Source organism: Micromonospora sp. NPDC051924, assembly GCF_055586005.1.
On the sequence record NZ_JBVJJA010000056.1, the window covers coordinates 1 to 15,367 of the forward strand.

Annotated in this window: 18 protein-coding genes and 1 pseudogene; 8 read left to right on the forward strand and 11 right to left on the reverse strand. The window is 67.9% G+C overall.

Going from position 1 to position 15,367, the window contains the following annotated elements:
* Together ACZ6S5_RS30255 and ACZ6S5_RS30260 are read left to right on the forward strand one after the other, a co-directional pair.
* Nucleotides 1-271 (forward strand): hypothetical protein (locus ACZ6S5_RS30255; RefSeq protein WP_466005635.1); only part of this gene is annotated, 271 nt, incomplete at its 5' end.
* Nucleotides 272-680: 409 nt separating this feature from the next.
* Nucleotides 681-1,478 (forward strand): SCO6745 family protein, encoded by a 798-nt coding sequence (locus ACZ6S5_RS30260; RefSeq protein WP_466005636.1) that lies wholly within the window; start codon nt 681-683, stop codon nt 1,476-1,478.
* A gap of 173 nt (nt 1,479-1,651) precedes the next feature.
* On the opposite strand, the gene ACZ6S5_RS30265 is transcribed toward ACZ6S5_RS30260, so the two are convergent.
* Nucleotides 1,652-2,497, reverse strand: coding sequence for a pentapeptide repeat-containing protein (locus tag ACZ6S5_RS30265; protein WP_466005637.1), 846 nt, complete (start codon nt 2,495-2,497; stop codon nt 1,652-1,654).
* Nucleotides 2,498-3,283: 786 nt separating this feature from the next.
* On the opposite strand from ACZ6S5_RS30265, the gene ACZ6S5_RS30270 reads away from it, so the two are divergent.
* The 3 genes from ACZ6S5_RS30270 to ACZ6S5_RS30280 all read left to right on the forward strand — a co-directional run bounded on the left by ACZ6S5_RS30270 (nt 3,284) and on the right by ACZ6S5_RS30280 (nt 5,379).
* Nucleotides 3,284-3,859 (forward strand): hypothetical protein, encoded by a 576-nt coding sequence (locus tag ACZ6S5_RS30270; protein WP_466005638.1) that lies wholly within the window; start codon nt 3,284-3,286, stop codon nt 3,857-3,859.
* 499 nt (nt 3,860-4,358) lie between these two features.
* Nucleotides 4,359-4,847, forward strand: coding sequence for a hypothetical protein (locus tag ACZ6S5_RS30275; RefSeq protein WP_466005639.1), 489 nt, complete (start codon nt 4,359-4,361; stop codon nt 4,845-4,847).
* A 274-nt stretch (nt 4,848-5,121) separates the two neighbouring features.
* Nucleotides 5,122-5,379 carry a hypothetical protein gene (locus ACZ6S5_RS30280; RefSeq protein WP_466005640.1) on the forward strand — a complete coding sequence of 86 codons (258 nt, stop codon included), beginning with the start codon at nt 5,122-5,124 and terminating at the stop codon, nt 5,377-5,379.
* Between the two features lie 18 nt (nt 5,380-5,397).
* Here the strand turns inward: ACZ6S5_RS30280 and ACZ6S5_RS30285 are convergent, their stop codons facing one another.
* Nucleotides 5,398-5,763, reverse strand: a complete 366-nt coding sequence (locus tag ACZ6S5_RS30285) for a hypothetical protein (protein ID WP_466005641.1) — start codon at nt 5,761-5,763, stop codon at nt 5,398-5,400.
* 6 nt (nt 5,764-5,769) lie between these two features.
* Between ACZ6S5_RS30285 and ACZ6S5_RS30290 the strand changes: the two genes are divergently transcribed.
* Together ACZ6S5_RS30290 and ACZ6S5_RS30295 are read left to right on the forward strand one after the other, a co-directional pair.
* Entirely contained in the window at nt 5,770-5,946 is a 177-nt protein-coding gene (locus ACZ6S5_RS30290) for a hypothetical protein (protein ID WP_466005642.1), read from the forward strand.
* A 213-nt stretch (nt 5,947-6,159) separates the two neighbouring features.
* Complete coding sequence (locus tag ACZ6S5_RS30295; RefSeq protein ID WP_466005643.1) at nt 6,160-6,486, forward strand: hypothetical protein; 327 nt, start codon at nt 6,160-6,162, stop codon at nt 6,484-6,486.
* A 182-nt stretch (nt 6,487-6,668) separates the two neighbouring features.
* On the opposite strand, the gene ACZ6S5_RS30300 is transcribed toward ACZ6S5_RS30295, so the two are convergent.
* The 4 genes and pseudogenes from ACZ6S5_RS30300 to ACZ6S5_RS30315 form a co-directional block, all read right to left on the reverse strand.
* On the reverse strand, nt 6,669-7,325 hold the full coding sequence (locus tag ACZ6S5_RS30300; protein ID WP_466005644.1) for an HAD family hydrolase: 657 nt from the start codon (nt 7,323-7,325) through the stop codon (nt 6,669-6,671).
* A gap of 477 nt (nt 7,326-7,802) precedes the next feature.
* A pseudogene (locus tag ACZ6S5_RS30305) lies at nt 7,803-8,159 on the reverse strand (DinB family protein); the annotation flags it as partial.
* Between the two features lie 153 nt (nt 8,160-8,312).
* Nucleotides 8,313-8,441 (reverse strand): hypothetical protein, encoded by a 129-nt coding sequence (locus ACZ6S5_RS30310; RefSeq protein ID WP_466005645.1) that lies wholly within the window; start codon nt 8,439-8,441, stop codon nt 8,313-8,315.
* Between the two features lie 380 nt (nt 8,442-8,821).
* Nucleotides 8,822-9,256 (reverse strand): organic hydroperoxide resistance protein, encoded by a 435-nt coding sequence (locus ACZ6S5_RS30315; protein ID WP_466005646.1) that lies wholly within the window; start codon nt 9,254-9,256, stop codon nt 8,822-8,824.
* Nucleotides 9,257-9,374: 118 nt separating this feature from the next.
* On the opposite strand from ACZ6S5_RS30315, the gene ACZ6S5_RS30320 reads away from it, so the two are divergent.
* On the forward strand, nt 9,375-10,289 hold the full coding sequence (locus ACZ6S5_RS30320) for an AraC family transcriptional regulator (RefSeq protein ID WP_466005647.1): 915 nt from the start codon (nt 9,375-9,377) through the stop codon (nt 10,287-10,289).
* A 710-nt stretch (nt 10,290-10,999) separates the two neighbouring features.
* On the opposite strand, the gene ACZ6S5_RS30325 is transcribed toward ACZ6S5_RS30320, so the two are convergent.
* From ACZ6S5_RS30325 to ACZ6S5_RS30345, 5 genes are all read right to left on the reverse strand, one after another.
* Nucleotides 11,000-12,295 (reverse strand): hypothetical protein, encoded by a 1,296-nt coding sequence (locus ACZ6S5_RS30325; protein ID WP_466005648.1) that lies wholly within the window; start codon nt 12,293-12,295, stop codon nt 11,000-11,002.
* Nucleotides 12,292-12,978 carry a GGDEF domain-containing protein gene (locus ACZ6S5_RS30330; RefSeq protein WP_466005649.1) on the reverse strand — a complete coding sequence of 229 codons (687 nt, stop codon included), beginning with the start codon at nt 12,976-12,978 and terminating at the stop codon, nt 12,292-12,294. Before ACZ6S5_RS30330 ends, ACZ6S5_RS30325 begins: the two co-directional genes overlap by 4 nt.
* 250 nt (nt 12,979-13,228) lie before the next feature.
* A complete protein-coding gene (locus tag ACZ6S5_RS30335) occupies nt 13,229-13,507 on the reverse strand; it encodes a hypothetical protein (protein WP_466005650.1) in 279 nt (92 codons plus the stop codon).
* Nucleotides 13,508-13,764: 257 nt separating this feature from the next.
* The gene (locus tag ACZ6S5_RS30340; protein WP_466005651.1) at nt 13,765-14,217 is read right to left on the reverse strand and encodes a hypothetical protein; all 453 of its coding nucleotides are present in this window, start codon (nt 14,215-14,217) and stop codon (nt 13,765-13,767) included.
* A 6-nt stretch (nt 14,218-14,223) separates the two neighbouring features.
* Nucleotides 14,224-15,249, reverse strand: coding sequence for a DUF4192 domain-containing protein (locus ACZ6S5_RS30345; protein WP_466005652.1), 1,026 nt, complete (start codon nt 15,247-15,249; stop codon nt 14,224-14,226).
* Nucleotides 15,250-15,367 lie beyond the last annotated feature (118 nt).

Sequence of the window (15,367 nt, forward strand, 5' to 3'; positions counted from 1 at the left end):
TGCGGCCTCACCCGCTCCTGACGCCTCCACAGAGGCCGAACTCGTCTCGAAACTCCTGGCCAGCAACCCGCCCGCCGACTATGCAATCGCCCTGGTCGGTATCGCAGTGGTCAACGCCGGCCGTTTCCTCTTCGACCTCCTCGATCAGAGCCATCACAACTTCATCATCTTCTGCAGTCAGCAGCCTCGCCGCCATTTCCTCGTCGATCGCGAAGTGCACACCCAGGCTGCCCATGATCATCCTTCCCGTGTGGGTCGACGGACATCCTGACATGCCGCGATCCGCTCGCTACGCAGTCACGGCACGGCGGCACCCTCGGCGCCCGGACATGCCGATGTGCGGACGTTCTGATGAGCAGCGGAATGCCTCGGCAACTCGTCTGGCCAGAGACGGACGGGCGACCGAAGCGCGCCCACACCTTGGAGCTACACACGTCTGATGACCGCACGCAGTGGCTACGTGTAGGTCTACCTGATGGTGCTCAGCCTGGGCCGCCATGTCGCACGAGACGCGTGTGCAGGAGAACCGCCATGGCGCACCACGGCATTGGCGTACACTCGCCCAGATTTCGGCATGGCGATGAGTTTGGCGGCGCGCAATAGTCCAAGTGACCATGAGTATCCGCAGGGCGCAGCGCCCGCAGCAGGAGGTGTGCACCTTGAGTTCAATGGCTCGTCGGATGTTCGAGCTGGTCGAGCCCATTGGTGTGATCCCTTACTCGGCCGACGAACCCAACGAGGCGATGTTCGCCCTGGGGTTCACCAACTACTGGGACACCTACTTCGCCGGACGGGCGGCGCCTCTCGGCCTTGTCCCGGCAGAGGTGGTGGACGCGCTCTTCTACAACTTCGCTCCCGGCGAAGTGGCTCGGCACATTCCGAAGGTGTGGCGCACCACCACGCCCGAAGCGGCGATCGCCGCTCGCCAGTCGGGTTGTGCGAAGGCGCTGCGGCGGATCCTCGGCGACCACATCGACTCGTCCGCTTTCGCCCGCGCCGCTGAACTGTTGATCAAAGCGGCGACCAGCGCACCGCTCGAGGGCCGACCGATGTTCGCCGCGCTGCGCGCGCTTCCGATTCCCGATGATGTGGTGGCCCGCCTCTTTCATGCAGCTGCCCTGCTGCGCGAGCATCGTGGCGACGGGCACGTCGCGGCCCTGATGATCGAGGGCGTTGGTGGCCTCGAGGCGCACGTCCTCGTCGCCCTCGACATGGGCATGGCGGCGGAGAAGTTCGGACGCATCCACCACCTCCCCAAAGCGCAGATCGCCGCCGTGATCGACGGGATGCGCGATCGCGGCCTGATCGGGGATGACGGCAGGCTGAGCGACCTGGGTAGCGCCGTCAAACAGCGGGTCGAAACCATCACCGACGACCTCGCGGCGAAGCCCTACGAGAGCCTCGCGCCGGACGAGCTCGACGAGCTCATGGCCGCTCTCGAGCCGCTCGCCGCGCTGCTGCTCGCCGAACAGGACTAGGACGATGGCTCTTACTGCCCAGGCCGGCGTCTTTCTATGCCGCTGTCCGAGCCTTACGCAGCGTCAAACCTCCGAGCCGAGTCGGAGTCCGGCCTTGCCGATGTGCGCATTCTCGTGCGAATGGGGCCCTGCGGCGCGGGACTGTGCCGGGACATAGCCAGAGCAGCGACCGACTATCGGTTCTCGGGAAGTAGGAGGCCTGGCGGTGGTGGTGTGAGGTCGTTGAACTCCGGGGGTGTCGCGAAATCCGCGCCTCGCAGGTCGACGGTGCCGCCGGCGAACTGAGCGTCCTGGAAGCTGACCTTGGCCAGGAAGCGCGCGCGTTCGAGGTTCAGTACGCCGTCTGTGAAGCGGGCAGCTTCGAAGCTGACCGCTTTGCCTGCGAAGACGGCGTCGTCGAGATCACCGCCGTCGAAGACGGCCCCGGTGAAGTCGAAGTTGTGGTCTCGCCAGCTTGTGCGGGCCGACGGACGAAGGTGGTCGCCGATGAGGCGGATGATCGACAGGCGGACCTCCCGTTCACCAGGCTTCCACCCGTCGCCGTCGCGTGTCGGTTCGTAGGGCAGGCGCAAATATGCGCACAGCACGTCGACGCACGTGTGGAGATGATCAGGCGAGTCGTCGGCAAGTTCGGCCATCGCGTAGACCCCGGCCAGGCGTACCGCCGCGCTGTCGTGGCCCAGTTGTGCGCTGGCGGCGATGAACCGCTCGTTGAACAGCTTTCCGCTCTCGCGCATGTCAGCCTGTTCGTGCAACCGTTGCCGGCGATAGGCGACAACGAGCGCGACGACGCCGCCGATCCCGCCGGTGACGACCAAGGCGATCCGAGTCAGATCGAGCAGTCCGGTGACGTTCAACGGTGCATGCCGCGCCACCGGCGGGCGGCCGAGCACGAACCAGAGCACCAGGCTGACGACAACCGCGACAACGACGCTGAGCAGCACGACCGCCGCGAGCGCCGCCCAGAACGGCCACAGCCGCAGCCCGCTACGGGACCGCTGTCGGTTCCATGACCACACCGGTCAGTCTTACCGCATGCCCCTCGCGGTATCGAATCGACAAGCCGCGCTTTACCCCTACGAATGGCTCCGCTCTGGGTCAAGGGGGGGCTGGTGTGCAGGCCAAATGAGAGCCACACGACCAGCGTGGGCAGCCGAAACTCACGCACTTCTCGGTGCCATCCGATTCCGCTCTCCGTCCACCCGAGTGACTCGTCTCCCTCCCCTGAGCGAGTCGGCCCGGCGCAGCGCTGGTCGGACGGCCGGTTGGGCCACTTGACGCCCGACCTACGACTGGGATCAAACCAGTGACCTCTTCGGTGTGAACGCGGACGCGCCCCGCCGTCGCGTACTTTCGGGCATCGTTCTGTGCTGCCGACCATGACAGCTTTGCTTTCCCGGGTCACCGGTCGCTGGTCGTTGCTGCTTCTTTCGCTGCCTCCTGGCTGTCTACATCGTCCGCGCGACTTGAGCTCTACCTCCGATGTCTGGGACTAATGGACACGCCGGCAGCCGCCGGCAGCCGGCAGCTGGTGGTGTCCCGTCACGGGACATGCTTGACGTTCGCGTCCCACCAGATGCTTGACATGATCGCGCGGTCAGGGGACACCGGGGCCGCGCGCGGTCGGCTAGCGTCACGCCCGTGAACGGAGAACGTGTCCACAGACTTCACGCTCCCCACTCCGAGCAGCACATGGCTGCGCGGGTCTGAAACGTCCGCGCCCGGCAGGGCCGGAGTGGTCCATCAGCGGGAACATTTGGGTTCGTCGTTCTGGCATCAGGTGATTCGAATAGGGAGGCTCACACATGCGCCGATGGCGCGTGCTGGCGTTGGCGCTGCTAGTCGTCGCGGCGTCCGGCGTCTTCGTCGTGTGGCGGATGGCCGAGCCCAGCGGGCGGAAGCTTCCCCCCGGGCCGCTGCGCGACCAGCTCGCCGCGCGGGTCGTGGAGGCGCTTGAACACGACCCGACCTTCCGGACCGAAGTCACCCGGGAACCAGGTCCGCACCCGGTGTGCGTGGCGTCGGTGTTCGGGGTAGCGCCGGATTGGGCTGACACCGTGGACGACGTCCGCACCATCTACACGTGGGTGGACTGCCTGTGGTTGTGGCCCGCCGATATCGCCAAGGGGCAGGCTGGTCTCGACCTCAGCCAGCTCTCCGGGCTGGGGATGGCGATCGCCTTGCAGCTGGGCCCACCCCTCACGTACCAGGCCCCAGAGGATGGTGAGGGACACGCGGACAGCGTCCGGCGCCTCTTCCCCAAGTCGCTGGAAGCCGCCGCCTTCTCCCCTCCCCACCGCTCGACCCGTGACGAGCTTCGGCAACGCGTTCTACAGGTAGTGGCCTCGTCGACGCCCTCGCCGTCTCCTTCGCATTCGTAACGCCACTTGATCGCCCAACGGGGGGGGGGGGGGGGGGGGAACCAAACCGGCCTCGCGCCGCCTGGGCCTCTCCCTGGCTTCTAGTGCTGCCCTGGGGCGTCTCCGGCCGGGTCGCTGCTGCGGCACGATCACCGCTCGTGCACGTCGCTGATCGCCGGGTGTCCCGCATGGCCGCGAGCACGATCAACGGCAGTGTCTCAGCCAATGACCTAGGTCATCTGTGAGACATGTGCTGGGACGGATGTGTTGCCGGCAGCCGGCAGCCGTGTCAACGAACGCTCGAAAACGGGATCCAGATCCGTTTTCACGCGTCGCCGACAAGCCGGTGTGTCCGGTCTCAGGAGTTGCGTGACATCGGTATCAGGACCTGCGTGACGCTTCGCGGAGCCAGGGACCGGCGAAGCGCCCGTAGGGGGTTGCCCCTCCGCCGGAGGGCCGGCCCACTCGCCCAACGACAGAGGGCCGCATCGCGTAGACGTGGATCGGTATGGTGCCTGGCATGGTTCGCACCCGCCACCTACTCGCGGCCGCCGCCCTGCTCCTGGCTCTGCCTGCCTGCGCCAGCGAACCGCAGCCGAGAAGGTCCAATAACGTCGCCCAGCCGCAGTACGCGCCCCCGCTCAGCAGCGCCGCACCGGCCACCAGCGGCCCGCCCGTCGACGGCGGCACCTACGACAGCCCGCTCCTCCTGGTCGACGCGCTCCGCAAGGGCGGCATCGACTGCACCGGCTACTCAGCAATCGCCCAACCGCGAGGCGCAGTCGCCCGCGGCAACTGTCACGTCAATGGCGACGAGTACACCGTCGGCATCTACGTTTCAGCGTCGGATGCCAGGGCCCAGCCCGATATGGAGGCGGAACTGCTGAAGGGTGTGGCACCGGTGGACCTGGTGCTCGGCCGGAACTGGACGGTGGGATGCCCGGATCAGCAGGCGTGCCAGGCTGTGGCGTCGATGCTAGGTGGCGAAGTGTTCCACGAGGACGCCTGACTCCGCAGAGCTGCTCCATGCGGCCTCAAGGGGTTACGGGCTGGGCTCGCCTCCCACGCCCAGCCGGATGGCCTCCTGCGGACCTGCTCAGCGCGGCTGCAGCCCGCTCGGGATCGACCGACACCTCCTTCACCAGATACTGAGCCGCTGGACAAACAAGATCGTCTAGCCGGACGTGTCACCCAGGTCCCGAGACTGATCTGTCACGGACGTCCTGAGACCCCACATCGCCGGCAGCCGGTGGTCGCACGTACGTTCGATTAGGCTGCTGCCGGTGGAGGTCCGCGGGCGCTGGTGGAACGGGTCATGGGGTCGCATGGCCCGGCGCGACATCTGGCTGCTCTCCGACCGCCGGCTCTGGCGGGTCCGTGGCCGCCTCGGTGGCGACGGAGGGCAGGAAGTCTCGCACGACTTCTCGGACGAAGCATCCGCCCGTTCGATGGTCGACCGGATGATGAAGACCTCGGCCGGCACCTGGCGGGATCTCACGGAGGCGGTCCGGCAGGAGACGAGCCGCCGGCAGACTCACTGACCGAGGGCCTTCGAGCCACTACGCGGGCGGCTCGCCGTACCGCTTGATGTGTTCGGCCCAATCACGCGCGACCGCTTTTGCCTGGGCGCGACGCATCGGTGGAGTGCGGTGCATTTGGATGTTGCCCTCAGGGTCGTCGGGCACATAGGCGATCACTGGCCACCTGTTCGTTATGGCCCGCCACGGCCACACCACCAGCGTCGCGAGCAGCGCGCTCACCACGTTCAGCATGTCGAAGAGCTCACGGTCTCGTGGGCCGAACGGCTCGTAGTGGTACCAGGGCGCCCGCCACGGCGCGCGCGGGACTGGCCGCCATGCGAGGCGCTGCCGGCCTACCCGCCACGGGATCCATTCGCCCGTCGGCGACCGCGTGAACACCAACACGCCGTCATGGTGGCACTGACGCACAACCTCGCGACGCTGGCGTCGATCAATGCGTCGGCAATGGAAAGCCGCCGTGCGGACGGGACTACCGTCCCGACCACCAAGGGCATAGCGGATCATCAACCCCCACATGATCCGCCCGGCTTGTTGGGTGACGGTCCGTTCGATGTCTCCGCACTCTGACCTACCAGCCACCAGCTACCAGCTCGACCAGATCGCCGCCGAACTCAACGACCGGCCACGTCTGTGCCTCAACGACAGCAGCCCCAACCAAATGATGCGATGATGGCATCGTCAATCAACGAGATGATTCGCGACGTTCGCTGGAAACCGCCAGGTCTATTCACACGCCAACCTTCCTTGCGCCGCTCCGGGCCAGAAATCTAGCCTGCACGGATGCCGACCGAGCCCCGCGGGACGATGCATGGGTGGATCTGGCGCGCGAATCTGGTGCCCTTCGTCGAGACGATCGCTGATCTCGTGCGGTGCCGGCTCGACGAGAGCGGGCTCATCACAGGAGTCGAGAGCTCCGATGCCGACAACGACCTCTGGTTCGCCTACATCCTGGACGGGAAGCCGCGCGTCCAGATGCACTTCGCGGGCACGGATGACCAGGTGCTGGTCGACGTGGAGTTGGACGGCACCGACGAGTCGTTCGAGATCAGGGCTGCTCTATTGCTCGACGTCTGTAGCAGCTACCGCCTGACTCCCGAGGCCACTTGATTTGCGCATTACGAGTCGGTAGCCACACGCTGGTCCGGCGCTCGTTCCTCCTGCTCGCCTTGTTGCCTCGGTCCGCGATTGTCCTCCGCTGCTCGCGGGTTTGGCTGCTCGCTTGGCTGCTCGGCGAGCCGGCGGCCTGCCGGTGGTTCCCACCGGCCTCTTTGTGTACGAACATCGCAGCTTTAGCCGCTTTCCGCGTTGTGCTTCTCAACCAGGCTCGGAAGTTCGTCCAGCGAATCGATGCGGAACAGGCACTGCTCAGACACGGCTGGCATGTCGAGGATGTAACCCCACGGACCGCGCCGGATCAGGCACGTCTTCATACCGGCCTCCATGGCCGGGCGTACATCGTTGTCGGGCCGATCGCCGACGTACAGAATCGAAGACGCATCGCCACCGCCTTCACGAATGACGTGCTCGAAAAAGGCCGGTGCCGGCTTCGCCACGCCCCAACCGTGCGACGTGCCGATCACATCCACGGAGAGGTCGAGAGCACGGAGGCTCGCCTCAGCATGAGCTGGCTGGTTGCCGGCCAAGCCCACAAACAGGCCCTGATCCTTCAAGGAGGTCAGGCACGATCGCGCGTCGGGGTAGAGATCTTCTTCGCCGAACGACTCCGGTTTGCCAGCGGCTGCTCGGCGTTCGAGCTCGGCCGCGAGATCGAAACCGGGCCGGAAGACCCGGAACGGTTCCTGCCAGTCCAGACCCCGGGCGATCGCCGCACCGAAGACGGCCGAAAACGTGTGCCGTGGGACGCCGAACCAGTCCGCCCAGGTCTCGAACTCGCGGGCCTCGTCGAGAATCGTCCCGCCGATATCAAAAAAGATCGCGTCGATCACTTGCGTTCCCCCGTCACGATCGCACTGCCACTGGATCATAGACGCGGATCGCCAGGACCTTGCCCGCGATCATCCCTGGAGCGCTCCGTGACGTCTCGCTTACAAGGCGTCTCCGGCAAGAGTCGCAGCGTCCGTTGACGTCTGCTGTGCCCGCACCGAAGGCGAGATTCGTACATGCATGTGCAGCTTCGCCCATCTAAAGAACTGGCGGATCCTCGCCAAGCTCCGCACCGATCAGGCCCGCGCGGCTGGCCTGCTGCACGCCCTGTTCGTCCTGACGAACCTCGAAGGAGCCCGCTGACAGATGATCTACACCTGAGGCCTCCGCCCAACACCAGCATGACCACCCCAAACGACCCTCACGCCACCACCCTGACCAGCTACTTCAAGAGGGCGCAGCTTCACTGAAGCTTGCAGCCACGGAGCGTCACGGAGTTCACGTAGGTTCCCGAATCTCGATCGCCGATTACCGGAAGGTCATATGCGGCGCGGTACGGCTTCGTCCTGCCAGCGGTAGAGGTCGCGCAGCAGGGAAATCTCGGCGCCGTGATGGATCAGCTCCCTGTTGACGTGCAGGACGATGCCCTCCATGGGAAACCGCTCGGGACCCACCGTGGGCGGATTCTCCAGGTCAGCGTCCGAGAGCTCGCGGACCCCCGCGTTCCATCTCCCATACATCTCATCGAGCTGTTTCAGCGCCTCGTCAGCGGTCCCCGCGTAGGCGAATGTCTGGGAGTCGACGTCCTGGCCGCCGAAGTGCCATCCGACCCGATAGCCCAGGCAGGAGACGATGATGTGCGCCAGCCGCCAGGCAATCGTGGTCACGTGATCCTGCTGTTGAAAATCGCGCTCGCACCGACGCTCGTGCTCGTTATTTTGGGCGCACGTGATCCACATCGAATCCCAGGTCACCCATGGTGCGACCGACACCGCCCACTGCGTGCCACCGGGTTGCCGCGAGGAGCTCGTCTGCGGTCGGGCATGCGGTCAGACGGCCGGTAGGGCGCGCTGGCGGCCCTTACCGGCGCTAAGCTCCGCCTGCCGGCCCTCGCCCGCGCCGGGCTCCGCCTGGCGGGCCGCTCCACCGTCCAGTTCCAGCGGATGGGTCACCCCCATCTTCGAGCTCCATAGTGGCCATCGAGCGGTGCTGGAGGACCTGGGCGATGCGCTGCTATCGTGGCGGTGCCGCGCGGATCCCGGCCGCCCCGCCCCGGTCAGCAAGTCGCGGAACTGGCCGCGGTTCCACTGCCGATATTGGGCGATGGGGGCGCATCGCGTGGGGTACCCGGCTGCGGCGTTGGTGAAGGGCGGCCACGAAATCGCGGGTGGGCGGCGTTATCAATGGCGCCTCCGCCCGATGAGCCAGGCTGCCGGTGAACAGGAGCAGGTGTCGATCCCGCTTTGCTTGCAGCAACGGCTGGCACACCGTCGATGACAACGCCACCTGGATCGCGGATCCGCCGGTCGCGGTCCAGGTGACGCTCCGCGGGCGGCGGCTATTCGGCGAGCAGCGCGACCGGGATGTTGCCGCGCGTGGCGTTGGAGTACGGGCAAACCTGGTGAGTGGCCTCGATGAGTTCGCGGCCGATCTCTCGAGGCACGCTGTCCGGCAGCGTTGTTCGTAGGGCGACTTCGAGTTGGAAGCCACCCTGCCCGTTGGGGACGAGGCCGACCTCGGCGGTGACCGACATGCCCGAGACGTCGACCTTCTTCTTCTGGGCCACCAGCTGCATGGAGGTGGCGAAGCAGGCCGCGTAGCCCGCGGCGAAGAGCTGTTCGGGGTTGGTGCCGTCGCCGGTGCCGCCGAGCTCTTTCTGGAGGGCCAGCTCAACGTCCAGCTTGCCGTCCGAGCTGGTGGCGCGGCCGTCGCGGCCGGTCGCCGTAGCGACGGCGGTATACAGGCTCATGTCCTGCCCTTCTGGTAGGTCCATCGGTCAATGTGTGTGCCGCATTCAGCGTAGGAGGCTCAACAGCTGTTCCCCAGGCCTCACCGTCTCCGCTTCATGTCTGATCGTCTTGCGTGGCGCCGTCCCGGGATACGATCTGCCGGTGGATGTGCTCAGCGATGCGATCGGCGTCATGCGTACGGGGCGCCCGCATTCCAGCGAGATCCGCAAGCACGCTCCGTGGGCAGTGCGGGCCGAGCCGTTCTCCGGGGCCGGATTCCATGTGGTACTGGAAGGGACTTGCTGGCTGATCCCGTCGGAGGGCACCGCGATCGCGTTGAGCGTGGGTGACGTGGTGTGCCTGCCGCACGGCTGCGGGCACGCTCTGGTCGACAGCCCGTCAACGCCCGTGGCGGACGCGCCGTCGGCCTCCCTGCCGGAGATAACGCCCAGCGCCGACGGCGGCGAGGGCGCCACGACGCTCCTCCTGTGCGGCGCGTACACGCTCGACCAGGCCCGGCCGCATCCACTGTTCGCGGAACTGCCCGAGGTCATCCACCTGCCGGCACGCCTCGGCCACCGTACGGCGCTACACGCCGCCGTGAACCTTCTCGGCGACGAGATCGCCAACCCCGACCACGGAACCGAAGCGGTCGTGTCCGCCCTGCTGGACATGATGCTGCTCTACATCCTGCGGGCATGGCTCGACGAGAACACCGGCGACGGCGCGCCCACCGGGTGGGCCGCGACGCTGCGCGACCCGGCGATCACCGCAGCGCTGCGCCATATCCACCGGGAACCAGCCGCACAGTGGACGGTCGAAGCGCTGGGCGCGAAGGCCGGACTGTCGCGCGCGGCCTTCTCCCGCCGATTCACCTCGCTCGTCGGCAGACCGCCGCTGGGCTACCTGACCTGGTGGCGGATGACTCTGGCGGCGCAGCTGCTGCGCGAGGGCGACAAGCCGGTACAGGCCGTCGCGCAGCGCACCGGATACACCTCCGAATTCGCCTTCGCCAAAGCGTTCAAACGGGAATACGGCGTGCCCCCTGGCCGGTACCGCCAGCAGTCGCGCAGGTAGTCCCGTCAGCGCACCGTGACCAGGACGACCCGGTGGCTACGCCATGCACGACGGCGCGCTGGCTCGATCGCCGCCGTGGCATCCCCTGCGTGGCGGCGGGCCCCGGATCGATGACCCCACGGGCGGGGCGGCCACGTCAACAGACGCACGCTCGAACTGTGCCGGCGCTGGGGCATCCAGCAGGACGTCACCCGCAGCGGATTCGCGGGCGACGTGTTTCCTGACCGGCAGGTTCACCACGACAACGGAATGCACCGCCGGCGAGGAGAATGCCGCCGCCACCTCGGTGCCCCTGCCGCGGACGAGGCGGCCGACCTCAGTGCACTGGCCGCCCGTATCGGCGTGCACTGCGACCGCTGCAACCCGCTGCAGTTGTCCATGATCGATCGGTGATCACGTGGAGAGCCCAATCGTGGCACTCCACGAAGATCCTGCGTTCGCTGAAGTGCGCTCCATCCGGGGGGAGCGGATGGGGAGCACGGCGGCGCTCTGTACTGCGCTCAACGGCGTCGATCGGCGCTGTACTGCTCCGTACTGCACCGGTTGACCTGCGGCGCCTCGCTGCGCTGCTGATCAGGGGCTCGCGGCGGCCTGGTTCTTCCCGAAGAGGTCACGTGAACAGACTTTGGCGTCCCCGCCGGCGCTCACCGATGGAGCTTCTCTGCCGCCGGTGGCAGGGGTCAGGCCGATGCCACCGGCGGCGTCGCTATTTACTGACGACCGTCCGGCTTCGGTCCTCGACTGCTGAGCATGCGTACGGTGGTGCTGAGCTTGATCGGCGCGTCGTGGGGGCCTCTGAGGAATGGGTGGATGTAGACGGGGCGGCGCAATGATCGGCCTGGGCCGTGGGCCTGGTTGCGCCAGTGGCCGGACACCCAGAACCGGCTGGTCTGGGAAAGCCGTCCGTCGTCCGCCGTCGGTCGTCTGACTGGCAGTGGAGTTGGGCAGCGGCCGCGGATGTGCACGACGCGTACCTCCGGTATGGGTCGCTTGGCCCGGGCGTAGGCCTTGGCGACCGCTTTGTCGACTCCTGCCGTCGTGATTTCTGCGGCCTTCTGCGCGGTGAGGAGCCATGTCGCGACCAGCGCTGCCGCAGGACGGTCGCCGGTTATCAGTTGCTGCCGGTGCAGGTGGGCTGCGCTCATGGGTGCGAGCCAGCCGACCTGTTCGCGTAGCCGCTGCAGCGGCTTGCCGTCGAGGCCGGCGCCGATGGTGCGGTAGAGCACCAGGTGCCAGCCTTCGTTGGTGTCGGTCCAGGACGCTGCGGTGAGCTGGCGGCGTGTCACTGGCCGCGCCCAGATGATCAGCCCCTCGGCGGAGGGAAGGAGGTCGCGGCTGAAGGGGACGTCAGGGAGTTGAGCCGCGGCGTGCTCGGCAAGGCCGGTGAAGTCGTTGTCGATCCAGTACAGCTGCGACCGGTCCAGGCCAGTGGCGATTTCCGCGCGCGTCTTGGTGATCCCGAGCGTGGCAGGCAGTTGGTCGTTACCCCGGTAGAAGCGGGTGAGCCTGTCACGGACCTTGGGCACCTCCGCAGCCGTGATGGTGGTCGCCGGCCACGCGGTGGTGGTGATGAGGGTGCGACCTGGCAGTCGGGCATCAAGGAACGCACGGTGCAGTCCTTCAACGCGCTGTCGCGCCTGCGGGTGGTCGCTGAGGCCGAGTGCCAGGGCGGCACGGCCGACGACTTTGTCGTGGCGGCCGTCGTCGATGTGGGTGTGGCAGGTGGCGCAGGCTGCCCAGGCGTGGCCGAAGTCCTGGACGAGTCCTGCGGTGGGGCCGACGGCGATGGCGGTGACCTCGCCGCCGTGCAGTGTCCAGATCGGGTACGGGTCCCCGCAGAAGTCGCAGCTACGGCGGACGGTGTCGAGCCGGCTGACGGATACCGGGGCGGGGTCGTGGCCGTCGGTGGTGAGGTGGGCTGGGTGTACGTAGGTAGGTGGCATGCCGAGGGTGTTCAGCGGGACGAGGCAGACCTGGCAGGCCATCTCCTCCCGCGGGGCCCTCATGCCGTCACCTGGCCGGTGTTTTGGCGCCGGTCGCGCAGGCGCGGTCCGCGGCGGTGCCGGGCGGGTGGCATGGTCATGCCCGGGCGGTAGACCGTGTAGCGGCTGCGGCCGTTGCGTTTGGCGTGGTACATCGCGATGTCGGCCCGGTGCAGGCCCACCTCCGTGAGGCAGTCGGCCGTGTCGGCCAAGGCGAGGCCGACACTGGCGGTGACGGTGAGCGTGACCGTGCTCTCGTTGGCCGCGAGGATGACGGGTTGGGCGATGATCGTGGCGAAGGTGTCAGCGACGCGCTCGAGGTCGTCGGTGCGGGCCGGTAGGAGGGCTGCGTATTCGTCGCCCGCGAGCCGGGCGGCGGTGCCGCCGTGGAGTGCGGCGAGGTCGGTGATGCGCTTGCCGATGGCGACGAGGAGTTGGTCGCCGAGCTCGTGGCTGTGGGTGTCGTTGACGTGTTTGAAGTCGTCGAGGTCGATCAGGGTGACGATGACGGGCTGGGCGGGGGTGCTGTCGGTGAGGGCGGCGTGCAGGCCGGCGCGGTTGAGCATCCCTGTGAGCGGGTCGTGGGCCAGCGCCCAGGTGGCGTCGGCGAGCTTGGCGCGGAGGCGGTGAATGATCGGCCAGGTGGTGAGCGTGCCGAGGGTGAACGCCACCACGCCGGTGGCGATCATGGTCAGTGGTAGGGACACTGGGTTCCTCCTTTGGAGAACCCGGGACGCGATCGTTTCGTAGGCGGCGCGTCCCGGGTCCGGATACGACGACGGCCCGCCGATGGCGGGCCGGTTTGGTTTGTGCCGCGGAGTTCACGGCATCGGGAGTGACGGCCTCCGGCGGGAGGCGCTATCGGGGCGGCTGCGTCAGCGGCTCTGCTCGTGGGCGTACTTGGGAGCCCTTCGCAACCGTTGCCGCCCTATCAGTGCAGAAAGCGGCGAGTTGGTGTCAGCGGCGCACTGGGTGCGCGGCCTGATCGGCGCGGAGCCTGGCGGGCAGGTCGGCTGGTATGTCGGCGTAGGGTTCGACGGCCGCGAGCACCTCGGCCGGGTCGAGAATCGTCTCGACCCGGCCGAGTTGGATGGTGTCGGGTTGGCGGTCCGGTTCGGTGACCGGGTCCCAGGTGAAGTCGACGACGGTGGCGACGTAGGTGCGGTGCGGGTTCCAGCCGACCTGGACGGTGTACCGCTCGAACCCCGGTTTGGGTGTGAGGGTGTAGAGGCTCATCGGTTCCTTTCGTGGCATGGCTGCCGTCGTGCTGGGGTGAGGCAGCCGCAGCGGGCCGCTCGGCGGCCGTTGATGGCTGTGCTGCTGAGCAGAGGCGTTGGCGCGCGACCGACCTGGCCCGGGGGCATCGAGTGGACGCTGCAGGCGCTCCCCCACCAACTGCCTGGAAGCGCCCAGCGCGCCGACAGCGCAGGACGGGTGGCGCATGCGGCGCCGGGGCGAAGCGCCCGGCGCGAAGCCCGGCCCGGTTTGATGCTCTATGCCGGTCGGCTTTGGGCGCGCTCCTCAGCGGCTTCGATGATTTTGTCGCGTCGGGCGGGCGGAAGGTCCGCGAGCAGGTCGACGTAGTGCCGTTCCTGGGCGGTGAGCGGTGCGGCGAGGGCGGCCTTGTAGGCCAGCCGGGCGGCCTCGTGTTCGGCCTCGATGGCGCCGCTCGAGTAGTAGGCGGAGGTGACCTGGCGAAGCTGGGCGGCCGCGGTGAGGGGGTCTCGGGACAGGGTGGTGTCGAAGAGGCGGAAGTTCGCCGGCAGGTCGGCGGCGCCGATCGCGGTGATCAGGCACAGGTTGGCCTGAACGTTGTGGGCGAAGGCGTCGCTGCGGGTGGGTGTTCCGCCGCGGGCTCGCACGGCGGCGCGTTCGGCCTGCCAGCGCAGCCGGGCTTCCTCCGCGCTGCGGGCGAGGGACAGCAGGATGGCGCGGATCGGGTCCATCAGGACTCACTCCTGTTCGTTGGTGTGGTTCGGGTTGCGGGTGCAAGGGCTGTGGTGGGTGCGGGTGATGGCTTCCTCGATGGCGGCCGGTGGCAGCCCGGCCTGCAGGGCGTGCAGGACCAGGTGGGCAAGCTGGTAGTCGGGGTCGATCTGCAGGACGTGTTCGGCGGCCATGAGGGCCAGGACCCCGTCCCCGCACCGCCACGCGGTCAGGGCGAGCACTATCGCCGGCGCCGCCGTGAGTGGTGTGTGCCCGCGGCGGGTGATCTCGGCCCAGAAGGTGATGTGCTGCTCGTGTGGCTGGGTGAGGTCGACGGCGACGTCCCGCACCGCCCTGTCGGTCAGCAGCACGGCCAGCCAGGCCACCTCGTCGTCGGTGAGCCGGGCGCCGCTAGCGTGCTGGCGCAGCGCGTCGCGGACCGCCGGCACACCGGCTTCGAATACAGCGGTGCTGCCTGTGGTGGCCAGCGCCTCCATGCGGGTGGTCGCTGTGTTCGTGGCGTCGCGGATGCTGTCGCGGCCGCTGTCGTCGGGGGTGAAGCGGCGGGCTACCGCGGCCCGGTCCGGTCGTGCGACGAGCCCCGCGACGGTTGCCTGGACGGCGACCAGTGACGCGGTCGGGTCGAACGGGGTTCCGTCCGCCGGGCAGCAGCTGCGGTCGTCGCAGGTGAGGCTGAAGATCCGCGTTTCGGTGACGCGCAGCACCTCCCGCACGGTCAGGCCGGCGGTGGTGAACGCGTCCCTGACTGTCGGCAGTGCCGGGTCGAGGTGTTCGGGTGTTCCGTAGCCGACGAGGACCAGGTCGGTGATCGGCTGCTGCCGCTGCACGACCGGGACGAGGTGGGCGGTGAACTCCCGCAGCAGGTGGGCGGGGGTGGGCAGGTCGCCGCGGGCGACGAACACGATGCGCCGGTCGCGGGAGGCGATCACGACGATGCTGCCGTCGCTGGGGTGGAAGCCGAGCAGGTACGGCACGGCGGCCGCCAGGTCGGCTGAGGATCGGACGGTCAGTTTGTTCTCTGTGAAGGACACGATGATCTCCAGGTGAGAGGGGGCAGGAAGTGGACGGCCGGCGTCCAGGCTGAAAGTGGTTGGGACCCGCGTCCGCGCCGCCTGCTCCGCTGCGTGAGCAGCCGCCATCCCCCAGGAC

Coding starts and splice junctions, on each gene's coding strand:
- ACZ6S5_RS30260 (WP_466005636.1), top strand. CDS start 681: ATGTTCGAGCTGGTCGAGCCCATTGGTGTGATCCCTTACTCGGCCGAC.
- ACZ6S5_RS30270 (WP_466005638.1), top strand. CDS start 3,284: ATGCGCCGATGGCGCGTGCTGGCGTTGGCGCTGCTAGTCGTCGCGGCG.
- ACZ6S5_RS30275 (WP_466005639.1), top strand. CDS start 4,359: ATGGTTCGCACCCGCCACCTACTCGCGGCCGCCGCCCTGCTCCTGGCT.
- ACZ6S5_RS30290 (WP_466005642.1), top strand. CDS start 5,770: ATGGTGGCACTGACGCACAACCTCGCGACGCTGGCGTCGATCAATGCG.
- ACZ6S5_RS30295 (WP_466005643.1), top strand. CDS start 6,160: ATGCCGACCGAGCCCCGCGGGACGATGCATGGGTGGATCTGGCGCGCG.
- ACZ6S5_RS30310 (WP_466005645.1), bottom strand. CDS start 8,441: ATGGGGGTGACCCATCCGCTGGAACTGGACGGTGGAGCGGCCCGCCAG.
- ACZ6S5_RS30315 (WP_466005646.1), bottom strand. CDS start 9,256: ATGGACCTACCAGAAGGGCAGGACATGAGCCTGTATACCGCCGTCGCT.
- ACZ6S5_RS30325 (WP_466005648.1), bottom strand. CDS start 12,295: ATGAGGGCCCCGCGGGAGGAGATGGCCTGCCAGGTCTGCCTCGTCCCG.
- ACZ6S5_RS30335 (WP_466005650.1), bottom strand. CDS start 13,507: ATGAGCCTCTACACCCTCACACCCAAACCGGGGTTCGAGCGGTACACC.
- ACZ6S5_RS30340 (WP_466005651.1), bottom strand. CDS start 14,217: ATGGACCCGATCCGCGCCATCCTGCTGTCCCTCGCCCGCAGCGCGGAG.